The sequence below is a fragment of the Paracoccus pacificus genome, assembly GCF_042680785.1.
In the GTDB taxonomy this organism is placed as follows: Bacteria; Pseudomonadota; Alphaproteobacteria; order Rhodobacterales; family Rhodobacteraceae; genus Paracoccus; species Paracoccus pacificus.
In genome coordinates this window covers 42,402-69,162 of the sequence record NZ_JBHUEN010000021.1, presented here as the reverse complement: position 1 = coordinate 69,162, position 26,761 = coordinate 42,402, and the positions used below count along the sequence as shown (strand labels likewise).

Below are 26,761 nucleotides of genomic sequence, written 5' to 3'. Positions count from 1 at the left end.
CGATCCGTTTACTCGGCCGCGAACCGGGCCGCGCCGGTCAACTGTGCCGCGATCTGCTCGGCCGCCTCGCGCCCGTCGCGGATCGCCCAGACGACCAGACTTGCGCCGCGCACGATATCGCCGACCGCATAGACGCCCGGAAGGCTGGTCTGATGGGTCTGGTAATCGGCCCGGACCGTGCCCCAACGGGTGACTTCCAGCCCGTCGACGCCCCAAAGACGCGGCAGATCCTCGGGCTCGAAGCCAAGCGCCTTGATCACCAGTTCGGCGGGTTCGTCGTAATCCGCGCCTTCGATGATCTCGGGCGCCTGCCGACCCGAGACGTCGGGCGCGCCCAGCCGCATCTTTTGCACGCGCACCGCCGAAATCACCGGCTGTTCGACGCCGCCCACGTCGATTTCCTCGTCGCGGCGGGCCTCGCCGGTCACATGACCCGCGAAGGACAGGGGCGCCGAGAGCCATTCGAATTCAACGCCTTCCTCTTCGGCGTTCTGAACTTCGCGCTGGCTGCCCGGCATGTTGGCGCGGTCGCGCCGATACAGGCATTTCACCGATAGCGCGCCCTGACGGATCGCGGTGCGCACGCAATCCATCGCGGTGTCGCCACCGCCGATGACCAGCACGCGCTTGCCGCGGGCATCCAGTTCACCGTCCTCGAAATCGGGGACGGTGTCGCCGAAGTCGATCCGGTTGGAGGCGGTCAGATAGTCCAGCGCCCGCACCACGCCCGGCGCGGCGGCGTTGTCGATGTCCAGATCGCGAGTCTTGTAGACGCCGGTGGCGATGATCACCGCGTCATGCTTGCCGCGAATGGCGTCAAAGCTGAGATCCTTGCCGACATTGCAGTTCAGGACGAATTCGACACCAGCCTCGGCCAGTTGTTCGTTCCGGCGGGTGACCACGTCCTTTTCCAGCTTGAAGCCCGGGATGCCATAGGTCAGCAGGCCGCCCGCGCGATCGTGGCGGTCATAGACCGTGACCTGAAACCCCTGCCGGCGCAGATAGTCGGCCGCCGCTAGGCCACCCGGGCCGGCGCCGATGATACCGACGCTTTCGCTGCGCTCCTGCGCCGGACGACCCGGCTTGACCCAGCCGTTTTCCCACGCGGTGTCGGTGATGTATTTCTCGACCGCGCCGATCGTGACGGTGCCGTGGCCGGATTGCTCGATCACGCAATTGCCTTCGCACAGCCGGTCCTGCGGGCAGATGCGGCCACAGATTTCGGGGAAGGTATTGGTGGCCTGCGACAGGTGATAGGCCTCCTCCAGCCGCCCTTCGGCGGTCAGCCGCAGCCAGTCGGGAATATTGTTGTGCAAGGGACAATGCGACTGGCAATAGGGCACGCCGCACTGGCTGCAACGGCTGGCCTGCTCGGCCGCTTTCGCCGCCGCGAACTCACGATAGATTTCGTGAAAATCGTCCGAACGTTCGGCCGCATCCCGCTTTTCCGGCATCTGCCGCGGAACGGTCACGAATTTGAGCATGCGTTGCGTGGCCATGAGCTGCGCGTCCTTCCAAAATCAGGCAGAATCCCCTCACCCCAATAAACCATGGGGATTTCGATTAAAAGTCAGTATTGCTGACCTATATAGGGATTATTTTCGAGACTCGAGGCTAGGTCGTCAAAATTCTGAAGATTTTAGGTCAGCACAAGTTACCCAAATACCAGCAACGCTATGATACTCAAGGATCCAACGATAATCCGCCACCACCCGAAAAGCGCATAGCCATTGCGCGAGACATAGCCGAGCAGCCAGCGCACCACCACCACGGCGGCCAGAAAGGCGCAGATGAACCCGATGACGATGTCGGTCAGCGCCGCGCCGTTCAGGATGTCGCGGTTCTTCATCAGGTCATAGGCAAACGCCCCGACCATGGTCGGCATCGACAGATAGAACGAAAACTCGGCCGCCGAACGCTTGTCGGCGCCAAGCGCCAGCGCACCGACGATCGTCGCGCCCGAGCGTGACACCCCCGGGATCATCGCAAGACACTGGATCACCCCGATCTTCAGCGCCATCAGCAGCGGAAACTGTTCGGCATCGGTATAGCGGGGCGCGATCGCCAGCCGGTCGACCCACAGCAGCACGATGCCACCCAGAACCAGATTGACCGCGATCAGCATCGGGGTCTCGAACAGGACGGTCTTGATGAAATCATGCGCCAGAACGCCCACGATCACCGCCGGCAGAAAGGCGACCAGCACCGCCAGAATGAACCGCCGCGCTTTCGGATCCCGCGGCGCCGATGTGAACAGCGTCCAAAGCCGGTGCCCGTAGACCCCCAGAATGGCAAGGATCGCGCCAAGCTGGATCATCACCTCAAAGGCGCGACCGGGGCTTTGAAAGCCCAGAAAATGCCCCGCCAGAAGGATGTGCCCGGTCGAAGAAACGGGGATGAACTCGGTCAGCCCCTCAAGCAGCCCCAGAAACGCGGCCGTCAGCGCCTGAGAATCGCTCACGAATCTGAACGCAGGTTTTTGGCAGAGGCCTTGATTTCCGCATATTGGCCCGAGTCGCGATAGGGCCATAGATATTCGGGCAGGATCGAGTCAGAGGCGACCGGAGTGATCCCGAACGGCTCAAAGCCGCCGGTGACGGCCAGCCGGGCATCCTTATCGTCGACCATTTCGGCGAAGGCGGCCGGGGCGATATGTTCGGTCGGAAGCGGCGGGGCGTTGTTGCCGTCGCGGGCCACGTTATCCCTTGTCTGCAGCCGCACCTGATCGCGGGTCAGGATCTTGTTCTTGAACAGCTTGCCGGTCACCGTCGAACCGAAATCCAGCGCCCCGCCGATGATCCCGGCCAGCCAGCGCGGCAATCCGATCACCAGCCGCCGATGCCCGGTCACGGCAAGCACCTGATCGACCACCTGCCGCATGGTCATCACGTCGGGGCCGCCCAGTTCATAGACGCCGGCCGGCACCTTGCCCTGCAATCCGGCCGAAACCGCGCGGGCCACATCCTCGACATAGACCGGCTGAACCTTGGTGCCGAGACCCGGGACCAGCATCACCGGCAGGTTGCGCGCCATCGTCCCCAACCGGTTATAGAAGGTGTCGCCCATCCCGAACATCACCGTCGGGCGCAGGATCACCGCGTCGGGCCGCGCCTCGCGCACCGCGATCTCGCCCCGGCCCTTGGCCGCGGCATAATGGCTGTCGCTTTCGGGGTCGGCGCCGACGGTCGACACATGCACAAAAGCCGGGACGCCCGCCTGCCGGGAAAGCCGGGCGATGCGGCCCGCGGCCTTGTCATGGACCGCATCGAAGGTGTTGTTGCCCGCCGGCAGCTTCACGTCGACGCAGTTTACCACCGCATCCGATTCGGACATCGCCGCAAGAACCGAAGCATCGTCGCGCACGTTGCAGAAGATCGGGCTGACCTGCCCGACCGCGCCATAGGTGCGCACGAAAAGCGCCTCGTTCGGGCGACGCACCGCGATGCGGACCCGGCACCCCTGCTGCGCCATGATCCGGGCCACTTGCCGCCCCAAAAACCCCGAACCGCCGAAGATGGTGATCAATGTGGACATGGGAGCGCCCCTTTTTCGTTACGGCATTTGCCTCTCTGATAGTCCAATCCGCCCCGCGCGGGCAAGGCGGAATGGGTCGACCGGCCTTGCAGCTCCGCCGATCATCAAAAGAATGCATTTTTCGATCGGCGCCCGTTGACACCCCCGAAGCGCCCGTCTAAATGCACCCCTCACGGCACCTGCCCAGGTGGCGGAATTGGTAGACGCGCACGGTTCAGGTCCGTGTGCCGCAAGGCGTGGAGGTTCGAGTCCTCTTCTGGGCACCATAGCCGATTGACAAACACCTGCTTTTGCAGGTGTTTTTCATTTTCGGTCCCTGATTTTCCCCGATCCCGTCCGTTAGCGTGGACGCTTTCGGCATAAATCTGCTGCTGATGTTACGTTACGTCACTTAACCGCCGCCCCCTGTCGAACCCAGTGTCGACTCGCTTTCCGACTATGTATAGGTTTTTCGCGTAAATTTTATGCAAAATCCGTATTTTTTTGGTTGCCACGAAAAGGATCGGCAGGGATGGCCCGCGTAGACCTCATCAAGAACGGTAATTTCGAACAGAGCCTGGTCGGAACCTGGACCTACGTCGATCCGGAACGCGGCTACCAAAGTCAATATCTGGGTGGCACCAGTCAAAACCGCGTGCTCGAAATGGACGGAACGTCGAAATCCGGTCAAGTCACATCCTACTCTCAGAGCTTTGATATCGCCAAAGCGACCACCGGAACATTAAGTTTCAAAACAGGAATCCGGACCAGTCTTTCCACCGGGGCGGGTGAGGGTTTTCGCGTCACGATCACCGACGCGTCCGGAAAGAAGATTTTCGACCAGCTCATCACACCGACAAACAAGAGCCTGGAAACGCTCACCTTCGATAACGTCAAATTTCCCGCCGCCGGCACCTATACGATAAAATTCACCGAGGAAGGCGGGAACACCAGCGACGGTCAGGGCGCGCTTCTGGACGACGTGTCCCTGATGGTCTGCTTCGCAAGCGGAACCCAGATATTGACCAGTTCGGGTCCGGTTTCCGTCGAACACATCAGGCGGGGCGATGTGGTGGTCACCAAGGATCGCGGCGCGCGTCCGGTCCGCTGGATCGGATCGCGTCACTTTGACCGGGCGTTTCTTGAGGCGCATCCCAATCTTTACCCGATCCGCATCGCGGCCGGCGCACTGGGTGAAGGCGTCCCGGCGGCCGACCTTCTGGTTTCCCCGCAGCACCGCATTCTGGTCAAGTCAAAGATCGCGCAGCGGATGTTCGGCTGCGCGGAGGTTCTGGTCGCGGCAAAGCAGCTTACCTGCATCGAGGGGATCGACATCGCCTTGGATCAGCGCGGTGTGACATATCATCACATGTTGTTCGATCAGCATGAGATCGTGTTCTCGAACGGCGCGGAAACGGAGAGCCTTTTCACCGGGGACGAGGCCCTGAAATCGGTCGGTGCCGCTGCCCGGGATGAGATATTCACCATCTTCCCGGAACTGCGGGATGGGGCCGACCGTCCGGCTGCGCGGCGGGTGATCCCCGGTCGTCTGGCGCGCAAGCTGGCCGCGCGTCACCATGCGCATGGACGGGATCTGGTTGCATAAACCGGGCTGACCGGCGGTGATACCCGGCCGGTTTCCGTCTGGAAACAATCGGTTTCCCAACGAAGGGGCCCCGCAAAGGCATGTTTTGAAGCGCGGCCCATCGCCGCGCTTTTTTTCAGAGAGATACGGGCCGCGCGCGATCAAACGCGCCGGCACGCGCGCCGCTACATCGCCCGGGTCACGCCGCCATCCACGCGCAAGGACTGCCCGGTGATATAGCTGCTGTCCTCGGACAGAAGAAACGCCGCCGCCTTGCCCTGTTCCTCGGCCCGCGCAAGCCGGCCCAGGGCGGACATCTTCGCGTATTTCTCGGGCAGGTCGAGACTGTCGGTGAAGCCGGGCAGCAGGCAGTTCATGCGGATGTTGGCCGGCCCGTATCGGTCCGAATAGAGCTTGGCGAAGGACGACACGCCGACCCGGTAGACGCTGGAGGTCGGGAAGCTGAGGCTGGGTTCGAAGGCCGAAAACGTGGTGATACAGACGATGGAGCCGCCGCCCTGCGCCTCCATCACCGGGGTGACCAGCCGCGCCGTGCGCACAACCGGCATGATCACCATCGCATTGGCCTTTTCCCAATCGGCGTCCGGGATCTCCAGCAGGTCGCCCTTGGGCGGTCCGCCGACATGGATCAGCACCGCGTCGATCCGGCCATAGCGTTCCGTGGTCAGGTCGAACAACCGCCGGATATCGTCGGCATTCTCGGCGCGGCCGCTCAGCCCCACGCCGCCCAGTTCCGCCGCCAGCGTCTCGGCGCTGCCCGAGGGCGACATCAGCGCCAGCCGATAGCCGCGGCCGTGCATCTCGCGCGCGGTCGCGGCACCCATGCCCCGGCCGCCACCGATGATCATACAAACTTTTTCAGCCATTTCGTCCCCTCGCATCCCGGGCCTGCGGTCACGCCGCGTCATGCCAGCCTGTCAGCCGTGAACGATCTGCGCAACCGCGACCGCAGCGGCCCAAGGCCGGCGCGCCGGTCACACCGCCCCCAGCAACCGCCGCGCATCCAGAATAGCGGCATGGGTGTTCCGCGCCGCAACCGCATCGCCGATACGGAACAGCCGGAACGCCCCATCGGGGTTCGGGTCGAGCCGCTGGGGTCGGTTTGCGATCAGCGCCTCATGATCGACGGCGCCACGGTTCGACGACAGCGGCTTCAGCGCGAAATACAGCTCATCCAGCGGCATGGTGCCGTGATTGACCACCACCTGATCGACCTGCCGTTCCTGCTGACTGGGGCCGTAATCGCTGCCCAGGCTGGCCCGCAGACCGTTGCCGTCGCGCGCCACGCCCCGCAGCCGCCATGTCAGCGTAAAGCGCACGTCAAAAGGTTGCAGCGCGCGGATATAGGGCACCAGATTCATGCCCATGACCTCGGGCGCGAAGGTGCGTTCGGGCGTCACGATCTCGACCCGCGCGCCGGCCTCGGCCAGCATCTGCGCGGCCTGAAGGCCGGCGTTATCGCCGGCGTCGTCATAAAGAAGCACGTTCGATCCGGGCCGGACATCGCCCGACAGAATGTCCCATGCGGTGACCGTCAACTCGTCCCCCTGCGTCAGGTCGCAGCCCTGCGCGATGCCGCCGGTGGCGATGATGACGACCTGCGGATCGGTTTCCAGCACGTCGCCCGGCTCGGCATAGGTGTTGAAGCGGAACGCCACCCCGAGCTTCTCGCATTGCGCCAAGCGCCAGTCGGCGATCGCGATCATCTCGCGCCGGCGCGGGCTTTGCGCGGTCAGGCGCAACTGGCCGCCGGGCTGTGCCGCCGCCTCGAGCACCGTCACCGCATGGCCACGCAAAGCTGCCACACGCGCGGCTTCAAGCCCGGCCGGCCCGGCACCAACGATCGTAACCCGCAGGCGGTCCGACGCCGGCTGAACCTGTTGCGGCAACGTCTCCTCGCGCCCCGAGGAAGGGTTGTGGATGCAAAGCGCCATCTCGCCCTGATAGATCCGGTCTAGGCAGTAATTCGCGCCGACACAGGGCCGGATGTCGTCCTCGCGCCCCTCGACCAGCTTGCGGACGATATGGGGGTCGGCGATATGGGCGCGGGTCATGCCGACCATATCGAGAAGCCCCGAGGCGATGGCATGGCGCGCGGTCGCCACATCGGGAATGCGGGCGGCGTGCAGGACCGGCATGCCGGTCCGGGCACGAACCTTGCCGGCGAAATCCAGATGCGGCGCCGACGCCATGCCCTGAATCGGGATCACATCGGTCAGGGCGGCGTCGGTGTCGATGCGGCCGCGGATGACGTTCAGGAAATCGACCTGACCCGAGTCGCGCAGGCGCAGCGCGATCTGCATCCCCTCGGTTTCGGAAATCCCGCCCTCGACGGACTCGTCGGCGCTGAAACGGGTGCCGAGGATGAACTCGGGTCCCACCCTTTCGCGGATCGCGGCGATCACCGCGTCGCCGAAACCCATGCGGGCGGCAAGATCGGCGCCGCCCCATGGCGCGTCCATGTCGTTGGTGCGGGGCGACCAGAACTGGTCGATCAGATGGCCGTAGCATTCAAGCTCGATCCCGTCGAGACCGGCCGCCTGCATCCGTTCGGCCGCGTCGGCGTAATCGGCGATGATGCGGTCGATGTCCCAATCCTCGATCCGTTTCGGAAAGGCGCGATGCGCGGCTTCGCGGGCGCGCGAGGCCGAGACGATCGGCAGCCAGTCGGCGGTATCCCAGCGCGTGCGCCGGCCCAGATGGGTCAGTTGGATCATCACCGCCGCCCCGGCGTCGTGGCATTCGTCGGCGAGGTCGCGCAGCCATGGCACGATCTCGTCCTTCCAGCACAGCAGATTGCCGAAGGCGGGCGGGCTGTCGCGCGAGACCGAGGCCGAACCGGCGGTCATGGTCAGCGCCACCCCGCCCCGCGCACGCTCGGCATGATAGGCGCGATAGCGGCCTTTCGGCATCCCGTCCTCGGAATAGGCGGGTTCATGCGCGGTGATCACCAGCCGGTTCCGAAGCGTCAGATGCTTCAGCCGATAGGGGGTCAGCAAGGGATCTTCGCGCATCCGGGAACCTCGCGGCGGACAGCATGTCAGGCGCCCCGGATGTTACGGGCGCAACGCCGCCGGCACAATCCGGTGACGGCGACCTGCGGGCGGTTGAATCCGCGATCATGCGGGGCTAGTCAAAGGGCATTCAGCCAAAGGCCCGCCATGAACTCATCCGCCCCCGCGCCCACCCGTCTTTATCACGTCGCGCTGTCGCCGTTCTGCCGAAAAGTCCGGCTGACGCTGGCCGAAAAGAAGATCGAGGTCGAGCTGGTCGAGGAAAAATACTGGGAGCAATCGCCCGAGCTGTTGCGCCGCAACCCCGCCGGCAAGGTCCCGGTGCTGCGCCACGAAGGCAAGATGATGCCGGAAAGCCAGGCGATATGCGAATATCTGGACGAAACCGTTCCGCAGCCGCCGCTGATGCCCCGGCAGGCCAGCGAGCGCTACGAAGTGCGCCGGCTTTGCGCATGGTTCGACGACAAGTTCAACGCCGAGGTCACCCAGCCGATCATGCATGAACGGGTGTGGAAGAAAGTCCAGAATCTCGGCTATCCCGACAGCGCCACGATCAAGAACGGACTGAAGGCGATCAAGGTTCATCTGGATTACATGACCGCCTTGCTGGAACAGCGGCGCTGGCTGGCCGGCAACAACATGACGCTGGCGGATTTCGCGGCGGCGGCGCATCTGTCCTGTCTCGACTATATCTCGGACGTGGACTGGGACCGCTCGAACACGGTGCGGGACTGGTATGCGACGATCAAGTCGCGGCCGGCGTTCCGGTCGCTGCTGGCCGACCAGATGCCGGGCGTCAAGGCCTCGCCCCAATATGCCGAGCTGGATTTCTAGGCGGCGGCCGGGGGCGCTGCCCCCGGACCCCCGGGATATTTCCACAAGGAAGAATGCGTTCGGGCGCCCCGGGTGGCGGCGATGAACCCCTTACGCGGCATCACGCTCAAGATCATGTCGGCGGTCGCCTTCGTGGTGATGGCCTCGCTGGTGAAACAGGTGTCCGGCACGATTCCGGCCGGTGAGGCGGTGTTTTTCCGGTCGCTGTTCGCGATGCCGGTGATCTTCATCTGGCTGGCCATGCGGGGCGAGGTGCGGGGCGGGATCAGGACGGTCCGGCCGATGGGCCATTTCTTTCGCGGTTTTGCCGGAACCGCCGCGATGGGGTTCGGCTTTGCCGGTCTTGGGCTTTTGCCGCTGCCCGAGGTCACCGCCATCGGCTATGCCTCGCCGCTGCTGACCGTGGTTTTCGCGGCCATGTTCCTGAACGAAACCGTGGGGCCGTTCCGTATCGGCATGGTGCTGGTCGGTCTGGTCGGCGTGATCATCGTATTGTCGCCGCGTCTGGGCGTCGCCGGAGGCGATCTGACCACGGCGCAGATGCTGGGCGCCACGGTCACGCTGATGGGCGCGGTCTGCGGGGCGCTGGCGCAGGTATTCGTGCGCAAGATGGTCGCGGTCGAGAAAACCTCGGCGATCGTGTTCTGGTTTTCCTTCACCTCGGCGGTCCTGTCGCTGGCGACGATTCCGTTCGGCTGGGCAATTCCCGGCCCGCTGACGCTGTGTCTGCTGATTCTGACCGGGCTTTGCGGCGGGATCGGGCAGATTCTGCTGACCTCCAGCTATCGTCATGCGGATGCCTCGCTGATCGCGCCGTTCGAGTATTCCTCGATGCTGTTTGCGCTGATGATCGGCTATTTCGTCTTTGCCGAAGTGCCCACCGCGGCCATGCTGATCGGCGCCGCCATCATCATCGCCGCCGGGATCGGGATCATCCTGCGCGAGCGCTATCTGGGGCTGAACCGCGCCGATCAACGCAAATCAACGACGCCGCAGGGGTGATATTCCGGCGAATCGGGGCTATATTGCCCGGACGGAGGATATTTCATGATCAAGAAATCCAAAGCTCCCGAGGCTGATCCGCGTACCCGTCACTATACGTCCGACGAATATCGCGAGGGCCCGCATCCCGCCATCGAGACCCTGTCGCGCCGCCCGCATGAGCGCCCCGCCGACAGCCGCCGCGCGGCGGAATATCTGCGTATCGAGCGCGGTCAGACGACCTGAACCACGGCCCGGCTGACCGGCCGGGGCTGCGACAAGAAAAAAGGGAAGGCGCGCGCCTTCCCTTGCCGTTCTGGTCTGGGCGTGCCGGATCACGCCCGGACCAGCTTTTCGTAATCGTCCGAGATCTTGCGGGTCATCTGGCCGACCTGGAAATTCCAGTCGCCGATCTGGCCGACCGGGGTCACCTCGGCGGCGGTCCCGGTCAGGAAGCATTCCTGAAAACCGTCCATCTCTTCGGGTCTGATGCGGCGTTCATGCACGGGGACGCCATTGTCCTTGAGCATCTGGACGATGGTCTGCCGGGTGATCCCGTTCAGGAAGCGATCGGCCAGCGGCGTGTGAACCTCGCCATCCTTGATGAAGAAGATGTTGGCGCCGGTGGCTTCGGCGACATACCCCTCCCAATCCATGAACAGCGCGTCCGAGCAGCCTTTGGCTTCAGCGGCATGTTTGGACATGGTGCAGATCATGTAAAGACCGGCGGCCTTGGCGGCAGTGGGGATGGTTTCGGGGCTGGGACGCTTCAATTTGGCGATGTCGAGTTTCGCTCCCTGCCATTTGGCGTCGCCGTAATAGCTGCCCCATTCCCAGGCGGCGACGGCCATGCGCACCGGGTTCCGGCGCGCCGAAACGCCCATGTCGTCGCCCGACCCCCGCCACATCACCGCACGGACATAGGCATCGGTGAAGCCGTTGGCCTTCAGGACGGCTTCCTTCGCGGCGTCGATTTCATCGGCCGAATAGGGCGATTCCATGTCCAGAAGCCGGGCCGATTCGATCAGGCGTAGCGAATGTTCATGGCCTTTGAAGATCTTGCCGTTATAGCAGCGCTCGCCCTCGAAGACCGAGCTGGCATAGTGCAGCGCATGGGTCAGGATATGCACCTTGGCGTCACGCCAGTCGACCAGTTCGCCGTCCATCCAGATCTTGCCGTCGCGGTCATCATAAGAACCGGCCATGTCTTTCCTCCTGACATCTAGGCTTTTCGATTATTGCGCATTCGTGCCGCACGATTGCAGAAAATTGCGCGGTATGGCTTGACCGCTAGCCCCAGAGTATCAGAATGTCAACATCGCTGCCATAATGGCGGCCATGCAGAAAATGCGGGGGCGGAAATCATGGTGCAGGGTGCGCGAAGTGTATCGGCAGGCGCGGGAATAGGCAGCGGCGAGGATCTGCTGTTCCTGACCGATGACCAGTTGCGCAAGGGTATCGAGGCGATGTTCTTTGCCTATCGCGCCTTTACCGCCGACCCGGATCTTATTCTGGCCGAGATGGAATACGGTCGCGCGCATCACCGCGCGCTGCATTTCATCAATCGCCAGCCCGGCCTGACCGTCACCGCCCTGCTGGAAGTTCTTGGCGTCACCAAGCAATCGCTGAACCGCGTGCTGCGGACACTGATTGAGGACGGGCTGGTCGAGAACCGCGTCGGCCGGCGGGACCGTCGCGAAAGGCTGCTGTTCCTGACCGATCGCGGCACGGCGCTTGAACGGCGGCTGTCGGAAGCCCAGCGGGTGCGAATGCGCGCCGCCTATCGCGCCGCCGGGCCGCAGGCGGTTCACGGCTTTCGTCAGGTGCTGGAGGCGATGATGGACAATGCGACCGCGCGCCAATATCTGGCGATGAAGGATCTGCCGGACGATGCTTCGGCAAAGCAGAAGTAACCAAGGCGCAAGACCGGGGGCCGGTGATGAGCGAATCTCAGGCGACGGGGGCACCTGCCGAAAAAACGGGGGCACCTGCCGACAAATCCGCGGCGGGAATGACCGGCGCGACCGCCGGCGGGCGCGAAACCCATCTGCTGATCGTCGATGACGACGAACGCATCCGCGCGCTGTTGCGAAAATTTCTGATTCGGAACGGGTTTTTCGTGTCCTGCGCCCGGGATGCCGCACAGGCCCGCCGGTTGCTGGCCGGGCTGGAGTTCGATCTGATCGTGCTGGATGTGATGATGCCGGGCGAGGATGGCATTTCCCTGACCCGTGACCTGCGCCGGCAGATCTCGACGCCGATCCTTCTGTTGACGGCACGGGGCGAGACCGCCGACCGGATCGAGGGGCTGGAATCGGGTGCCGACGACTATCTGGCCAAGCCGTTCGAGCCGCGCGAGCTGCTGCTGCGAATCGCCGCCATCCTGCGGCGCATGCCCGCCGCCGATCACCGGGGCCCGAAGTTCCTGAACCTTGGTCCGCTGCGCTACGACACGGAAAAGGGCGATCTCTGGCACGGCGAATCCCCGATCCGGCTGACCGGCACCGAACAAACCTTGCTGCGCCGGCTGGCCCGGGCGCCGGGCGAGGCGGTGAGTCGGGCCGAGCTGATCGAGGAGCTGGGCCGCGACTCGGCCCCCGACCCCGCCGAGGCCGAGCGCAGCGCCGAACATAACTCGGAGCGCGCCATAGATGTGCAGATGACCCGTCTGCGCCGCAAGATCGAGCCGGATCCGCGCGAGCCGCGCTATCTGCAAACGGTGCGGGGGACGGGTTATATGCTGGTCCCCGACTAGGCCGGCGGCCCGGGCGGCGGTGTGACCGCCGCGCCACCTGCGTCTATTTGGCCCGGTTTTTGCCTTGGTCCCGGCTGGACTGACGCGGAATTGAACGCTACAAACGCCCCGCAAGGCTGCGTTTTCGCGGCCGGATCGGAATATCGGCCAGCCGCGGCGGTTAGGTGCTGCCCGGCCCGCAATGGAGAACAAACGTGTCCGACGGAGAAGATCACCAAGGCACCCGGAGGGACTTCCTCTTTTATGCAACGGCTGGCGCGGGGGCGGTTGCCACCGGCGCGGCCGGTTGGGCGCTGGTTAACCAAATGAACCCCTCGGCCGACGTGCTGGCGCTTTCGTCGATCCGCGTCGATGTGTCCGCAGTGGAACAGGGCACACAGCTTACCGTGAAATGGCTGGGCAAGCCGGTCTTCATCCGCCGTCGCATGCCGGCCGAGATCGAGGCCGCGCGCGCCGTGCCGCTGAGCGATCTGATCGACCAGAGCGCCGAGAATGCGAACAAGCCCGACGAACCCGCGACCGACGAAAACCGCGCCATGGACGAGGCCGGTGAATGGCTGGTCATGATCGGCGTCTGCACCCATCTGGGTTGCGTGCCGATCGGCAATGGCGCGGGTGATTTCGGCGGCTGGTTCTGCCCCTGCCACGGCTCGCATTACGATACTGCCGGACGGATCCGCAAAGGCCCCGCGCCGCAGAACCTGCATATTCCGGTCGTTGCCTTCGACGGCGACACAACCATCGTCCTGGGCTGAGGGGAAGCGTAACATGTCCGGTATCCCGCACGATCATTACGAACCCAAAACCGGCGCCGAGCGCTGGTTGCACCGCCGTCTGCCGATCGTCAGCCTGATCTATGACACGCTGATGATCCCGACCCCGAAGAACCTCAACTGGTGGTGGATCTGGGGCATCGTACTGGCTTTCTGCCTGGCCCTGCAAATCGTCACCGGCATCGTTCTGGTGATGCATTACACCCCCCATGTCGACATGGCCTTCGCCTCGGTCGAGCACATCATGCGGAACGTGAACGGCGGCGCGGTGCTGCGCTATCTGCACGCGAACGGCGCCTCGCTGTTCTTCTTTGCCGTCTATGTCCACATCTTCCGCGGTCTTTTCTACGGTTCCTACAAGGCGCCGCGCGAAGTGACCTGGATCATCGGCATGCTGATCTATCTGGCGATGATGGCGACGGCATTCATGGGCTATGTGCTGCCCTGGGGGCAGATGTCCTTCTGGGGTGCGACGGTGATCACCGGCCTGTTCGGCGCCATCCCCGGCGTCGGACCGTCGATCCAGACCTGGCTTCTGGGCGGACCGGCGGTCGACAACCCGACGCTGAACCGTTTCTTCTCGCTGCATTATCTGCTGCCCTTCATCATCGCAGCACTGGTCGTGGTCCATATCTGGGCGTTCCACACCACCGGCAACAACAACCCGACCGGCATCGACGTACGGCGCGGCAGCAAGGAAGAGGCCGAAAAGGACACGCTGCCGTTCTGGCCCTATTTCGTGATCAAGGACCTGTTCGCGCTGGCCGTGATTCTGGTCGTGTTCTTCGCCATCGTCGGCTTCATGCCGAACTATCTGGGTCACCCCGACAACTATACCGAGGCGAACCCGCTGGTGACGCCGCCGCATATCGTGCCGGAATGGTACTTCCTGCCGTTCTACGCGATCCTGCGCGCCTTTACCGCCGATGTCTGGGTCGTGCAGCTGGTCAGTTTCCTGTCCTTCGGCATCATCGACGCCAAATTCTTCGGCGTGCTGGCGATGTTCGGGGCGATCCTGGTGCTGGCGCTGGTGCCGTGGCTGGATACCAGCCGCGTCCGCTCGGGCCGGTACCGTCCACAGTTCAAGTGGTGGTTCGGGCTGTTGGTGATCGATTTCGTTATCCTGACATGGGTCGGCGCGCAGCCGCCCGAGGGGATCTATCCCTATATCTCGCTGGCTGGTGCGGCCTATTGGTTCGCCTATTTCCTGATCATCCTGCCGCTGCTTGGGGTGACCGAAAAAGCTGATCCGATGCCCGCCACGATCGAGCAGGATTTCAACGAACATTACCGGGCCAAGGCCCATCCGGCCGAGTAAGGAGCCGCTAACATGTCCCTGAGAAAAGTCTCGCTCACGGCCGTTGCGGCCCTTGCCCTGGCCAGCGGCGCCGCGATGTCGCAAACCGCGACCGACAACGCGACCCCGCCAGCGGTCGTGCCACCGGCAACTGCCCCGGCGACGCCTGCCCCGGCAACGCCCGCCCCGGCGGCTCCGGCGGCTCCGGCCCCGGGTGCTCCCGCTCCGGCGGCACCTGCTCCCACAACACCTGCCCCGGCGGCCGAGACGCCCCCGGCGCAGACCCCGGCTGCCCCTGCGGCTCCTGCGGCCGAGGCACCGGCAGCCCAAACCCCAGGCGCCGAAGCACCGGCACCGGCCGAAACCGCTCCTGCCGCCGAAACGCCTGCCGCTGATGCGCCGGCAACGCCCGCAGCACCTGCCGCCGAGGCCCCTGCTCCCGCCGCCGAAGCGCCTGCGGCTGACGCGGCACCTGCCCCGGAAGCACCTGCGGCCGAGGCGCCTGCCACTGACGCGGCCCCTGCCGCTGAAGCTCCCGCGGGTGACACCGCTCCGGCTGCCGACGCGCCCGCCACCGAAGCACCGGCGACGGATGCGGCCCCCGCTGCGGAAGCCCCGGCTGCTGAAGCACCTGCCGCCAACGCGGCCCCGGCTGCGGAAACCCCCGCGGCCGAAGAAAACGCGGCGACCAACGCGGCCGACGCCGCTGCCGAGACGGATGAGGGCAAAGCTGCGGCCGACGTGGCGGCGACCGACACCGCCAAAGGCGCCGAAGCCGAGGCAGCCTCGGCCGCCGAGGAAGCGGGTGGCGAGACAGCAGGCGGTGAGGAAAGCCATACCACCGACGTCGCCTTTCCCTTTGAAGGCCCGTTCGGGCGTTACAACAAGGATGACCTTCAGCGCGGCTTGCAGGTCTATACCGAGGTCTGTTCGGCCTGCCACGGCCTGCAATATGTCCCGCTGCGGACGCTTGGCGATCGCGGTGGCCCTGAACTGCCCGAGGATCAGGTCCGCGCCTACGCTGCCAACCTGACGATCGAGGACCCCGAAACCGGCGAAGAGCGCCCGCGTATCCCCGCGGACAGCTTCCCCACCGTCGCGGTCGTCGACGGCACCGGCCCGGATCTGTCGCTGATGGCAAAGGCGCGCGCCGGCTTTCACGGGCCTTACGGCACCGGGATCAGCCAACTGGTCAACGGCATCGGCGGCCCGGAATACATCTACTCGATCCTGACCGGCTATACCGGCGAGACGAAGGAAGAGGCCGGCGCGACCTTCTATGAGAATACCGCCTTCGCGGGCGGTTGGATCAAGATGCCGCCGCCGCTTGCGCCCGAAGGCGGCACGGTGACCTTTGCCGGCGAAGTGCCGAACGACCTGAACTCCGAGGCCTATGCGATCTCCAACTTCCTGATGTGGACGGCCGAGCCGAAGATGATGGCCCGCAAGCAATTCGGGCTGGTCTCGGTGCTGTTCATGATCGTGCTGGCCGCGCTGCTTTACTATACGAACAAGCGCATCTGGGCGCCCTACAAAGGCAAGCATTCCGAACAGTGACGGGCCTGCCCCTGAACCACCGGAAAACATAACGCGCGCCCCGCCCGAAACGGGGCGCGTTTCACATTCGGCGCAAGGCGCAAGGCGCGCGACCGCCGCAGCCGGCAGAATCGAGGGCCGATATGACCGTCTATAACCTTGGCTCGATCAATATCGACCACATCTATGGGCTGAAGCATCTGCCGCAGCCGGGCGAGACGATCAGCTGTGACAGCTACCGCGAGGGTTTGGGCGGCAAGGGTGCGAACCAGTCGATTGCGGCGGCGCGCGCGGGTTCGAACGTCATCCATGTCGGCGCAATTTCGGCCGCCGATAACTGGATCACCGCGCGGATGTCTGACTATGGCGTCGATACGACCGCCGTCCAGCGGTTGACCGGCACGACCTCGGGGCATGCGATCATCCTGCTTGACGATGACACGGCCGAGAATTCGATCGTCCTGCACGGTGGCGCCAATCTGGCGATCGAACCGCAAGGGGTCTCTGCCGTGCTGGCCGGCATCGGCCCCGGCGATACGCTGCTGTTGCAGAATGAGACGAATTTGCAGGTCGAGGCCGCCGGTCTGGCCAGGGCGGCCGGCGCACGGGTGATCTATTCGGCCGCGCCCTTCGATATTCGCGCCGTCCGGGCGGTGCTGCCCCATGTCGATATCTTGGCGATGAATGAACACGAGGCCGAGGATCTGGCCGCTGCGCTTGACGGCGATACCCCCGAGGTCGTGGCGATGCTGGTCACGCGCGGGGTCAAGGGCGCCGAATACCGAGAGCTTTGGACCGATCAGGTGACCGAGGTTCCGGCCTTCCGGGTCAAGGCCACCGACAGCACCGGCGCCGGCGATTGTTTCGCCGGCTATTTTGCCGCCGCCACCGATCAGGGTCTGGAGATCGAGCCGGCGTTGCGTCTTGCCGCGGCGGCGGCGGCGCTGAAGGTAACGCGCCCCGGTGCCGGCGACGCGATACCCACGCGCGAAGAAGTCGAAACCTTCATGAAGGAATACGGATGAACTGGCTTTTCGCCCCCGCCCCGCAACCGTCGCTGCCGATCGCGGGTGAAGCGACGCTGTTCCCCGTGCACCGGGTGTTCTGCGTCGGGCGCAACTATGTCGAACATGTGCTGGAAATGGGCAATGAGGTCGACCGGGAAGCGCCGTTCTATTTCACCAAATCGGCCTATGCGGTAAGCCCGCCCGGCAATGTCGCCTATCCGCCCGGCACCAGCGACCTGCATCACGAGGTCGAACTGGTTCTGGCCATCGGCGCGCCTTTGTTCCGGGCCACGCCGGAACAGGCGCGCGCCGCGATCATCGCCTATGCCGTCGGGCTTGACCTGACCCGGCGCGATTTGCAGGCGCAGGCAAAGGAAAAGCGGCGCCCATGGGATACCAGCAAGGATTTTGAGCAATCGGCCGTCATCGCGCCCTTGTCACGCGCGACGCCCGGCCCGGATATCCGGCTGTCAGTGAACGGGACCCTGCGGCAGGAATCGGGCATCGACCAGATGATTTTCGGCCCGGTCGAGCTGCTTTGCCACCTGTCGACGCTGTATCACCTCGAACCCGGCGATCTGGTGATGACCGGCACGCCTGCGGGCGTCGCGCCCTTGGTGGTCGGCGATCAGGTGCGTGCCGAGGTTGACGGGCTGCCCCCGCTGGAGATCACCGTCACCGGCTGATCCGACGCCCGCAAACGCTGGACGCAGCAAGTGCGGGCCGTTCCGGTTAAACGCTAGCCCAGCGCATAGCCGGTGCCGCGCACCGTGCGGACCGGGTTTTCGCCGCCATGCGTCATCAGCACCTTGCGCAGGCGGCCGACATGGACGTCGATCGTGCGGGTGTCGACATAGATATCCCGGCCCCAGACCCGATCCAGAAGCTGCTCGCGGGTCCAGACCCGACCCGGCTTTTCCATAAGCGTGGCCAAAAGCCGGAACTCGGTCGGCCCGAGGTGCAGCGGCCGGCCGGCGCGAAAGACCCGGTGTTCCGCCGCATCAAGGATGATGTCCTCGTAACTGATGCGCTCGCCCATGGTGGTGGGGCGCGTCCGGCGCAACTGGGTGCGCAGCCGCGCCATCAGTTCGACGACCGAATAGGGTTTGACGACATAGTCGTCGGCGCCGGTTTCCAGCCCGCGCACGCGGTCCGATTCCTCGCTGCGCGCCGACAGCATGATGATCGGGATGTTGCGCATTTCGGGATCGGCCTTGATGCGGCGGCAGATCTCGATCCCCGACACATTCGGCAGCATCCAGTCCAGCACGACCAGATCAGGACGTTCTTCCTGAACCAGCAAAAGCGCCTCATCGCCGGATTCGGCAACCACGACGGTAAAGCCCTCGGCCTCGAGGTTGTACCGCAGCACCTCGCGCTGCGCGCCTTCATCCTCGACAACAAGTACACAGGGTTGTTGAACAGACATGGGCGATCAGCTTCCGATCGTGCCGGATTTGGCGGGGGCGACGCTGTCGGTCTTTGGCCGTGGATCGTCGGGCAATTCGCCGGTGACCAGATAGATCACCTGTTCGGCGATGCCGGTCGCGTGGTCCCCCATCCGCTCGATGTTCTTGGCGATGAAATGCAGGTGCATGCACGGCGTTATGTTGCGCGGATCCTCCATCATATGGGTCAGGAACTCGCGGAACAGCGCGTTATACATCTGGTCGACTTCCAGATCGCGGGCGCGGACATCGGCGGCAAGCGCAGCGTTGCGGTGGATATAGCTGTCCAATGCATCGTTCAGCATCTGCTCGACTGCGCCGGCCATGCGGCGGATCGCGCCGGCCGAGCCATTGACCACCGGCATGTCGGACAGGACATGGGTGCGTTTGGCGATGTTCTTGGCGTAATCGCCCACCCGCTCCAGCGAGGCCGATATCTTGATCACCGACAGGGCCAGCCGCAGGTCCGAGGCGGTGGGCGCGCGGAGCGCGATCAGCCGCGCGGCCTCTTCGTTGATCTGGGTCTCCAGCACGTCGATGGCGCGGTCACGCTTGCGGACCTCGGCGGCGAGTTCATCGTCGCGCCCGTCCAGCGCCAGCGCGGCATCGCGGATCGAGGCCTCGACCATGCCGCCCATCTTGACCACAAGCGCCTGAACGGCCTCAAGATCGCGGTCGAAGGCGGAAAGGATGTGCTTTTGATCGGTGTTCATCTGCTGCTTACCCTTTATCAGCCGATCCGGCCAGAGATATAGCTTTCGGTCCGCGGATCCTGCGGGTTTGTAAAGATCTGGTCGGTGTCGCCGAACTCGACGAGGTTGCCCAGATGGAAGAAGGCGGTCTTCTGACTGACCCGTGCCGCCTGCTGCATCGAGTGGGTCACGATAACGACCGAGAAATCCTGCCGCAACTGGTCGATCAGCTCTTCGACCTGCGCGGTGGCGATGGGGTCCAGCGCCGAGCAGGGTTCGTCCATCAACAGAACCTCGGGCGCAGTGGCGACGGCCCGGGCGATGCACAGGCGTTGTTGCTGACCGCCCGACAGTCCGGTGCCGGGCGCGTGCAGGCGGTCCTTGACCTCATTCCAAAGCGCCGCGCCACGCAGCGCCTTTTCGACGATTTCGTCGGTTTCGGCCTTGTTGCGGGTCAGGCCGTGGATGCGGGGACCGTAAGCTACGTTGTCATAGATCGACTTCGGGAACGGGTTCGGCTTTTGAAACACCATGCCGACCTTGGCGCGCAGTTGCACCGGATCCACGCGGCGATCATAGATATCCTCGCCGTCCAGCAGGATGCTGCCTTCGACGCGGCACCCCGCGATGGTGTCGTTCATCCGGTTGATGCAGCGCAGGAATGTCGATTTCCCGCAGCCCGACGGCCCGATGAAGGCGGTGACGGTCTTGTCGAGGATATTGACATCAACATCCTTGATCGCGTGGTTCTGGCCATAGAACACCTGAACCTTGTTCGCCTTTATTTTCGGGGCATCTTCGATACGGGCCATGCGGTCGATCCTGGCGACGTCGTTCATTTCAATTCTCCGATCCACGTTACCACCGGCGCTCGAACTTGCGACGCAGAACGATGGCAAGGATGTTCAAAAACAGCAGGAAGATCAGCAACACGATGATCGCCCCCGAGGCGCGCTCGAAGAATGCCGGGTCGGCGCGTTGCGTCCAGTTATAGATCTGCACCGGCAGGGCCGACGCCGGATCGAAAAGACCCTCCATCGGCGGCGCGGGATAGTTGCGCACAAAGGCGACCATGCCGATCAGCAACAGCGGCGCGGTTTCCCCCAGCGCCTGCGCCAGCCCGATGATGGTGCCGGTCAGGATACCCGGCATCGCGAGCGGCAGCACATGGTGAAAGATCGACTGCATCCGGCTGGCCCCGACCCCCAGCGCGGCATCGCGGATCGAGGGGGGCACCGCCTTCAGTGCCGCCCGGGTCGAGATGATGATCGTCGGCAGGGTCATCAGCGTCAGCACGAGGCCACCCACGATCGGCGCCGATTGCGGCAGGCCGACGAAATTGATGAACAGGGCAAGTCCCAGAATACCGAACACGATCGAGGGCACCGCCGCCAGATTGGCGATATTCACCTCGATCAGGTCGGTAAGCCGGTTTTTCGGCGCGAATTCCTCGAGGTATATCGAGCTTGCGACACCGATCGGCAGCGCCAGACACAGCACAACCATCATCATATAGAACGACCCGATGATCGCGACGCCCAGACCCGCGGCCTCGGGACGTTGATCCGAGGCGTCGGGGGCGGTGATGAAATCGGTGTTGAAGCTGGTTCGGACAAACCCCTTGGCCTTCAGCGCCTCGGCCAGTTGCAACTGCGCCGGCGAAGTGTTCGAGTCCTTCGCCGCGCTTTCCATGGTGACGCGGCCCTTATAGAACCCGTCGATACGGCCGTTGGTCAGCGCGTCAAACTCGATCGTCTGACCGATCAGTTCGGGGTCGGCCAGAACCTTGGCCCGCAACTGCGCCGGCGCTTCTTTCGAAAGGAAGCCCGAAATATCCTTGGCCGACAGGTCGGGAACGCTGACCCCGGCACGCTGAATCTCGGCCTCCAGCGCCTGTTCCAGAACCTTGCCATAGGTCAGCGTCAGAACCTTGGCCATCTGGGCGGGATCGCGGTTGCCGTCCTTGTCCAGCATCTGGGCCGAAAGCTCGACCGGGATCACGATCCGGGTCTGGCGAAACGCGCTGAGGCCGCCGCCAAGGATCGAGATCAGCAGCAACGCCAATGCGATCAGCGCGACCGCGATGGCGACGATCCCATAGATGCGGAACCGCTTTTCGGCCGCGTTACGCCGGCGTGTACGGGCATCGACGGCAAGCAGCGATCTGGCCACTTGCGGCCGGGCGGCGGGCGCGGGGTGCAGGGCCGCATCGGTCATTCGTACTGCTCCCGGTATTTGCGGACGATGTAAAGCGCGACGATGTTCAGCGCCAGCGTGATGACGAACAGCGTCAGGCCAAGCGCGAAGGCGACCAGTGTCTCGGGCGCGGCGAAATCGGTGTCGCCGGTCAATTGGCTGACGATCTTGACGGTGATCGTGGTCATAGCCTCGAACGGGTTAAGATCCATGCGGGCCGAGGCGCCCGCGCCCAGAACCACGATCATCGTCTCGCCGATGGCGCGGCTTGCGGCCAGCAGAACCGCGCCGACGATGCCTGGAAGTGCTGCCGGCAGCACCACGCTGCGAATGGTTTCCGAAGGCGTGGCGCCAAGCCCAAGGCTGCCGTCGCGCAACGATTGTGGCACGGCGTTGATGATGTCATCGGACAGCGAGGACACGAAGGGGATGATCATGATCCCCATCACCAGACCCGCCGTCATGACCGAACTGCCCGAATCGCCCAGGCCGAGCGGCTGAGCGAAATAGTCGCGCAGCATGGGTCCCACCGTCATCAGGGCGAACAGGCCATAGACGATGGTCGGGATGCCGGCCAGCACCTCGATCAGCGGCTTGACCACGCCCCGCACGCGCGGGCTGGCGTATTCGGACATGTATATCGCGGCGAAAAGGCCGATCGGCACCGCCACCAGCAGCGCGATGGCCGAGATATAAAGGGTGCCCCACAAAAGCGGCAGGATGCCCAGATCGGAATTGCCCTGAAAATTCGGCGCCCAACTGGTGCTGAGGAAGAACTTTTGCCACGGGTACTGGCGGAAGAACTCGGCCGATTCGAAAACCAGCGACAGAACGATACCGACCGTCGTCGCGATGGCGATCAGCGAGCACAGGATCAATACGCCGCGCACCAACCGCTCGAACATGTTGCGGGCGCGGAAGCCGGCGTCGATCCGCGTGAAGGCCCAGACGGCGGCCAATATGGACAGGCCCACCACCACGGCGGCCAGAATGACGCGGCTGATATCGGTGATATTCAGCAGCCGGGCCAGTTGCGGCCACAGGATCAGTGCCGCAAAGCCGGCGATCCCCGCCAGAAGTGCTGCGAACATCCCGTGATAAACCGGTCGGGAATGCAAAAGCCGCGTGTCACCAGCAACCGCAGCGACCGCGCGTCCCCGGCCAAGGGCGAAGGCGACCGCCACCACGGCCAGAATGGCAAGAATGATCCAGAACAGCGACATTTGGTCCCCTGCGGATGCGTCGAACGGGTGCGAGAGCCTGCGCTCTCGCACCCGGCCGTATCAGTTCATCACCTGCTCGTCGGCGACGGCGGCCTGAGTCTTGGCCAGCTCGGGGTCGGAAACCAGACCATAGGCGGCCAGCGGACCCTCGGGACCCGCCATCTCGTCCGACACGAAGAACTCGGCGAATTCCTTCAGGCCCGGGACCTGACCGATATGGGCTTTCTTCACATAGAAGAACAGCGGACGGGAAACCGGGTACTCGCCCGACGCGATGGTCTCGGTCGAGGGAACGACGCCGCTCATCGTGGCGACTTTCAGCTTGCTGGTGTTGTTTTCATAGAAAGACAGACCGAACACGCCGATGCCGTTCTTGGCGCTGTCGATGCGGGCCAGCGTCTCGGTATAGTCGCCGTCGATGTCGACCGCTTTGCCATCGGTGCGCAGCGCGGTGCAGGCTTTGGCGGCTTCGTCCTTGTCGGTGACGATCTTGGCGATCTCTTCCTTGGCTTTCGTTTCCTCGCAGCCGGCGGCGATCACCTTTTCCTCGAACACTTCACGGGTGCCGTGCTTGGTGCCCGGAACGAAGGCCAGGATTTCCTGATCGGGCAGGTCGGGATTCACTTCGTTCCACTTGGTCACCGTGTTCGGCACCAGTTTGCCGTCCTTCACGACATTGGCGGCCAGCGCCTTGTACCAGTCGGCCGGGGTGAATTTGAAATCGTTGCCGTTGATGTCGCTGGCAAAGACGATGCCGTCATAGCCGATGCGGACTTCCATGATGTCGGTCACGCCGGCGGCGGCACAGGCTTCACGCTCGGAATCCTTGATCGCGCGCGAGGCATTGGCGATGTCGATGGTGCCCTCGCCCACGCCTTCGCAGAATTTCTTGAGGCCGGCGCCCGAGCCGCCCGATTCGACCACCGGGGTCGGGAAGTCGGTGTTTTCACCGAACGCCTCGGCGACGATGGTCGCATAGGGCAGAACGGTGGACGAGCCAGCGATCTGGATCTGGTCGCGCGCAGCGGCCATTCCGGCCGACATGGCAAGCAGAGCGAATGCCGAAACGGCGAGCTTTGCGGATTTCATGGATCTCTCCTGAATTTCTCATTGACCGGGAATCGGCCTGCCCGATGCCTACTGCCGGTCCATGTCGCTTATGCGACAGGTTCATGACAATTTTATGACGCTGCACGGCTCAGTATGGAACGCGCCGGACGCGTCGCTCTTGCCCATGACCATTGTCTTTGCGGCAAATGTTCACGATATTCCCCAAATGCGCGGCGATTCCATCCTGCATCCCACCCCGGCCGGGCTGTATTGCCCGCCGGGTGGATTCTATGTCGACCCGATGACGCCGGTTGACCGGGCCCTGATCACCCATGGCCATGGCGACCACGCGCGGGCCGGCCACGGCAGCGTGCTGGCGACGCGGGAGACGCTGGACATCATGGCGATTCGCTATGGGGCGGATTTCGCCGGTGCCACGCAGGCCGCCGAAGGTCCGGTCCGGATCGGCGCGGTCACCGTCCGCTTTCACCCCGCCGGCCATATACTCGGCTCGGCCCAGATCGAAATCATCCCCGACCGCGGCCCGACCATCGTCATATCGGGCGATTACTGCCGCACCCCGAACCCGGTTTGCGCGGCATGGGAGCCGGTGCCCTGCGAGATATTCGTGACCGAGGCGACATTCGGCCTGCCGGTCTTTCATCATCCCGACCCGATGACCGAGGTCGGCCGCCTTTTGTCCAGCATGGCCGAATTCCCCGAGCGTCCGCATGTGATCGGCGCCTATGCTCTGGGCAAGGCGCAACGGCTGATCGCGCTGGCGCGGCAGGCCGGGCATGATGCCCCGATCGCCATCCACGGCGCGCTTGAAAAACTTTGCGCCTATCACGTTCAGCAGGGCGTTCCGCTGGGTTCGCTGATCCCGGCAACCGCGGATTCGGTACCGGCGCAATTGATGATCGCCCCGCCGGGCAGCTTCGAAAGCCCATGGATCCAGCGATTCCGCGATCCGGTCATCGGTTTCGCCAGCGGCTGGATGCAGATCCGCGCCCGCGCCCGCCAGCGCGGCGTCGAACTGCCCTTGATGATCAGCGATCACGTCGACTGGCCGCAGCTTACGCAGACCATCACCGAGCTTTCTCCGTCAGAGGTCTGGATCACCCATGGCGCCGAAGAGGGGCTTTTGCGCTGGTGCGAGCTTACCGGCGTTTCGGCGCGGCCCTTGCGGCTGGTCGGTTACGAGGATGATCCGGAATGAAGGCGTTTGCCCGATTGCTGGAACGGCTGGCCTTCACGCCGGCGCGCAATGCTAAGCTGCGCCTGCTGCGCCATTATCTGGAACAGACGCCCGATCCCGATCGCGGCTTTGCGCTGGCCGCGTTGACCGGCGATCTGCGACTGCGCACGGTGACGCCCGGATTGCTGCGCGGTCTGGTGTCCGAGCGGGTCGATCCACAGCTTGTCGCGCTGAGCTATGATTTCGTCGGTGATCTGGCCGAAACCATCGCCTTGGTCTGGCCTGGTGGCGGCGACGAGGATCTGGCGCTGGCCGATGCGGTCGGCATGCTGGAAAAGACCGGCAAATCGGGGTTGCCGGCCGCCATCGCCGCGCAGCTTGACCGGCTGGGTGCCTCGGAACGGCTGGCGCTGCTGAAATTGGCGACGGGGAACATGCGTGTCGGTCTGTCGGCGCGGATGGCCCGGATGGCGCTGGCCGAGATGGGCGCCCCGACCGTGACCGAGATCGAAGAGGTCTGGCACGGCCTGACCCCACCCTATCAGCCGCTGTTCGACTGGATCGCCGGCGCCCCGCGCCCAAGCGCCGCCGCCCTTGCGCCGTTCCGGCCGGTGATGCTGTCCACCGCGATCGATCTGGACGGTTTGCGACCGCTGGACCCCGGCGCGTATTTCGCCGAATGGAAATGGGACGGCATCCGGGTTCAGGCGGTGTCCGACGGCGGCGTGCGACGGCTGTATTCCCGCACGGGCGAGGATATTTCAACGGCTTTTCCCGATGTGATCGACGCAATGAATTTCGACGGCACCGCCGACGGAGAGCTTCTCGTCCGCCGCGCCGATGCCGTCGCCAGCTTCAACGAATTGCAGCAGCGGCTGAACCGCAAGACCGTCAGCCGCGCCATGCTGGAAAGCCATCCGGCGGGACTGCGGATCTATGACCTGCTGATCTGGCAGGGGCGCGACCTGCGCGATCAACCGCTGACCGAACGCCGGGCCGCGCTTGAAAACGCCGATTTCGGCTCGGACCGCATCGACATCTCTCCGCTGCTGGGTTTTGCCGATTGGGACGAACTCGCCGCCCTGCGCGCCGACCCGCCCAGCGGCGTTATCGAGGGCGTGATGATCAAGCGCCGTGACAGCACCTATGTCGGCGGCCGCCCGCGCGGCCCTTGGTTCAAATGGAAACATGATCCCCGTGTGGTCGACGCCGTGCTGATGTATGCGCAACGGGGCCACGGCAAACGCTCGGGTTTCTACAGCGATTTCACCTTCGGTCTGTGGGACGGGGCGGCGCTGGTCCCCGTCGGCAAGGCCTATTTCGGTTTCACTGACGACGAATTGCAGCAGCTTGACCGTTTCGTCCGCCAGAATACGACCGAACGTTACGGCCCGGTGCGTGCCCTTGCCCCTTCGCTGGTGGTCGAGGTCGCGTTCGAGGGCATCAACCGCTCCTCGCGCCACAAATCCGGCGTGGCGATGCGGTTTCCCCGGATCAGCCGCATCCGCTGGGACAAGCCGGCGGCCGAGGCTGACCGGCTGACCACGCTTGAGGCGATGATTGATGCGGGCCGCGCGGACCCGGCCGGCGACGCCCAGCCGTTGAAACCGATCGGTTAAGGGGGTTGTCGATGCGGCG

General features: G+C 64.3%; 25 protein-coding genes and 1 tRNA gene. 14 read left to right on the top strand and 12 right to left on the bottom strand.

The features are described from left to right. Positions 1-8: 8 nt before the first annotated feature. The 3 genes from ACFSCT_RS08445 to ACFSCT_RS08435 form a co-directional block, all read right to left on the bottom strand. Positions 9-1,499: an NAD(P)-dependent oxidoreductase gene (locus ACFSCT_RS08445; protein WP_379141847.1), complete on the bottom strand. Its 1,491-nt coding sequence runs from the start codon at positions 1,497-1,499 to the stop codon at positions 9-11. A 155-nt stretch (positions 1,500-1,654) separates the two neighbouring features. Continuing rightward, complete coding sequence (locus tag ACFSCT_RS08440) at positions 1,655-2,461, bottom strand: undecaprenyl-diphosphate phosphatase (protein WP_379141846.1); 807 nt, start codon at positions 2,459-2,461, stop codon at positions 1,655-1,657. Then, the gene (locus ACFSCT_RS08435) at positions 2,458-3,534 is read right to left on the bottom strand and encodes a complex I NDUFA9 subunit family protein (RefSeq protein WP_379141843.1); all 1,077 of its coding nucleotides are present in this window, start codon (positions 3,532-3,534) and stop codon (positions 2,458-2,460) included. The genes ACFSCT_RS08440 and ACFSCT_RS08435 overlap by 4 nt, the downstream gene beginning before the upstream one ends. A gap of 181 nt (positions 3,535-3,715) precedes the next feature. Here ACFSCT_RS08435 and ACFSCT_RS08430 point away from each other — a divergent pair. Both ACFSCT_RS08430 and ACFSCT_RS08425 read left to right on the top strand, forming a co-directional pair. Further along, a tRNA-Leu gene (locus ACFSCT_RS08430) sits at positions 3,716-3,800 on the top strand. 245 nt (positions 3,801-4,045) lie between these two features. Further along, positions 4,046-5,119 (top strand): Hint domain-containing protein, encoded by a 1,074-nt coding sequence (locus tag ACFSCT_RS08425; RefSeq protein ID WP_379141840.1) that lies wholly within the window; start codon positions 4,046-4,048, stop codon positions 5,117-5,119. Positions 5,120-5,283: 164 nt separating this feature from the next. On the opposite strand, the gene ACFSCT_RS08420 is transcribed toward ACFSCT_RS08425, so the two are convergent. After that, positions 5,284-5,985: an SDR family oxidoreductase gene (locus ACFSCT_RS08420; protein ID WP_379141838.1), complete on the bottom strand. Its 702-nt coding sequence runs from the start codon at positions 5,983-5,985 to the stop codon at positions 5,284-5,286. Positions 5,986-6,093: 108 nt separating this feature from the next. Further along, positions 6,094-8,133: an oxidoreductase gene (locus ACFSCT_RS08415; RefSeq protein WP_379141836.1), complete on the bottom strand. Its 2,040-nt coding sequence runs from the start codon at positions 8,131-8,133 to the stop codon at positions 6,094-6,096. Positions 8,134-8,280: 147 nt separating this feature from the next. Here ACFSCT_RS08415 and fzlA point away from each other — a divergent pair, with 147 nt between their 5' ends. The 3 genes from fzlA to ACFSCT_RS08400 all read left to right on the top strand — a co-directional run bounded on the left by fzlA (position 8,281) and on the right by ACFSCT_RS08400 (position 10,194). Further along, the gene (fzlA, locus tag ACFSCT_RS08410) at positions 8,281-8,967 is read left to right on the top strand and encodes an FtsZ-binding protein FzlA (protein WP_379141834.1); all 687 of its coding nucleotides are present in this window, start codon (positions 8,281-8,283) and stop codon (positions 8,965-8,967) included. An 81-nt stretch (positions 8,968-9,048) separates the two neighbouring features. After that, the gene (locus ACFSCT_RS08405; RefSeq protein WP_379141832.1) at positions 9,049-9,969 is read left to right on the top strand and encodes a DMT family transporter; all 921 of its coding nucleotides are present in this window, start codon (positions 9,049-9,051) and stop codon (positions 9,967-9,969) included. Positions 9,970-10,014: 45 nt separating this feature from the next. Continuing rightward, a complete protein-coding gene (locus ACFSCT_RS08400; RefSeq protein ID WP_379141830.1) occupies positions 10,015-10,194 on the top strand; it encodes a hypothetical protein in 180 nt (59 codons plus the stop codon). Between the two features lie 89 nt (positions 10,195-10,283). On the opposite strand, the gene ACFSCT_RS08395 is transcribed toward ACFSCT_RS08400, so the two are convergent. Next, positions 10,284-11,153, bottom strand: coding sequence for a branched-chain amino acid aminotransferase (locus ACFSCT_RS08395; RefSeq protein WP_379141828.1), 870 nt, complete (start codon positions 11,151-11,153; stop codon positions 10,284-10,286). Positions 11,154-11,312: 159 nt separating this feature from the next. Between ACFSCT_RS08395 and ACFSCT_RS08390 the strand changes: the two genes are divergently transcribed. The 7 genes from ACFSCT_RS08390 (at position 11,313) to ACFSCT_RS08360 (ending at position 18,002) form a co-directional block, all read left to right on the top strand. Then, on the top strand, positions 11,313-11,861 hold the full coding sequence (locus tag ACFSCT_RS08390) for a MarR family winged helix-turn-helix transcriptional regulator (RefSeq protein WP_379141826.1): 549 nt from the start codon (positions 11,313-11,315) through the stop codon (positions 11,859-11,861). A 98-nt stretch (positions 11,862-11,959) separates the two neighbouring features. Beyond that, complete coding sequence (locus tag ACFSCT_RS08385) at positions 11,960-12,703, top strand: response regulator (protein ID WP_379142234.1); 744 nt, start codon at positions 11,960-11,962, stop codon at positions 12,701-12,703. 194 nt (positions 12,704-12,897) lie between these two features. Further along, positions 12,898-13,458: a ubiquinol-cytochrome c reductase iron-sulfur subunit gene (gene petA, locus ACFSCT_RS08380; protein ID WP_379141824.1), complete on the top strand. Its 561-nt coding sequence runs from the start codon at positions 12,898-12,900 to the stop codon at positions 13,456-13,458. 13 nt (positions 13,459-13,471) lie between these two features. Further along, complete coding sequence (gene petB / locus ACFSCT_RS08375; RefSeq protein ID WP_379141823.1) at positions 13,472-14,794, top strand: cytochrome b; 1,323 nt, start codon at positions 13,472-13,474, stop codon at positions 14,792-14,794. Positions 14,795-14,806: 12 nt separating this feature from the next. Beyond that, positions 14,807-16,330, top strand: a complete 1,524-nt coding sequence (locus ACFSCT_RS08370; protein ID WP_379141821.1) for a cytochrome c1 — start codon at positions 14,807-14,809, stop codon at positions 16,328-16,330. 122 nt (positions 16,331-16,452) lie between these two features. Beyond that, positions 16,453-17,334: a ribokinase gene (locus ACFSCT_RS08365; RefSeq protein ID WP_379141819.1), complete on the top strand. Its 882-nt coding sequence runs from the start codon at positions 16,453-16,455 to the stop codon at positions 17,332-17,334. Beyond that, positions 17,331-18,002 (top strand): fumarylacetoacetate hydrolase family protein, encoded by a 672-nt coding sequence (locus tag ACFSCT_RS08360; RefSeq protein WP_379141816.1) that lies wholly within the window; start codon positions 17,331-17,333, stop codon positions 18,000-18,002. The genes ACFSCT_RS08365 and ACFSCT_RS08360 overlap by 4 nt, the downstream gene beginning before the upstream one ends. A gap of 53 nt (positions 18,003-18,055) precedes the next feature. Here the strand turns inward: ACFSCT_RS08360 and phoB are convergent, their stop codons facing one another. From phoB to ACFSCT_RS08330, 6 genes are read right to left on the bottom strand one after another with little or no spacing between them, the layout of a single operon-like run. Then, the gene (phoB, locus tag ACFSCT_RS08355) at positions 18,056-18,745 is read right to left on the bottom strand and encodes a phosphate regulon transcriptional regulator PhoB (RefSeq protein ID WP_379141814.1); all 690 of its coding nucleotides are present in this window, start codon (positions 18,743-18,745) and stop codon (positions 18,056-18,058) included. Positions 18,746-18,751: 6 nt separating this feature from the next. Next, on the bottom strand, positions 18,752-19,477 hold the full coding sequence (gene phoU, locus ACFSCT_RS08350) for a phosphate signaling complex protein PhoU (protein WP_379141812.1): 726 nt from the start codon (positions 19,475-19,477) through the stop codon (positions 18,752-18,754). 17 nt (positions 19,478-19,494) lie between these two features. Next, entirely contained in the window at positions 19,495-20,295 is an 801-nt protein-coding gene (gene pstB, locus ACFSCT_RS08345) for a phosphate ABC transporter ATP-binding protein PstB (protein ID WP_379141811.1), read from the bottom strand. A gap of 19 nt (positions 20,296-20,314) precedes the next feature. Further along, positions 20,315-21,673: a phosphate ABC transporter permease PstA gene (pstA, locus tag ACFSCT_RS08340; RefSeq protein ID WP_379141809.1), complete on the bottom strand. Its 1,359-nt coding sequence runs from the start codon at positions 21,671-21,673 to the stop codon at positions 20,315-20,317. Continuing rightward, positions 21,670-22,875, bottom strand: a complete 1,206-nt coding sequence (gene pstC / locus ACFSCT_RS08335; protein ID WP_379141807.1) for a phosphate ABC transporter permease subunit PstC — start codon at positions 22,873-22,875, stop codon at positions 21,670-21,672. The genes pstA and pstC overlap by 4 nt, the downstream gene beginning before the upstream one ends. Positions 22,876-22,935: 60 nt before the next feature. Beyond that, complete coding sequence (locus ACFSCT_RS08330) at positions 22,936-23,964, bottom strand: substrate-binding domain-containing protein (protein WP_379141805.1); 1,029 nt, start codon at positions 23,962-23,964, stop codon at positions 22,936-22,938. A 187-nt stretch (positions 23,965-24,151) separates the two neighbouring features. Here ACFSCT_RS08330 and ACFSCT_RS08325 point away from each other — a divergent pair, with 187 nt between their 5' ends. Further along, positions 24,152-25,144: a ligase-associated DNA damage response exonuclease gene (locus tag ACFSCT_RS08325; RefSeq protein WP_379141803.1), complete on the top strand. Its 993-nt coding sequence runs from the start codon at positions 24,152-24,154 to the stop codon at positions 25,142-25,144. Beyond that, positions 25,141-26,742, top strand: a complete 1,602-nt coding sequence (locus ACFSCT_RS08320; RefSeq protein ID WP_379141801.1) for a cisplatin damage response ATP-dependent DNA ligase — start codon at positions 25,141-25,143, stop codon at positions 26,740-26,742. Before ACFSCT_RS08325 ends, ACFSCT_RS08320 begins: the two co-directional genes overlap by 4 nt. Positions 26,743-26,761: the final 19 nt, after the last annotated feature.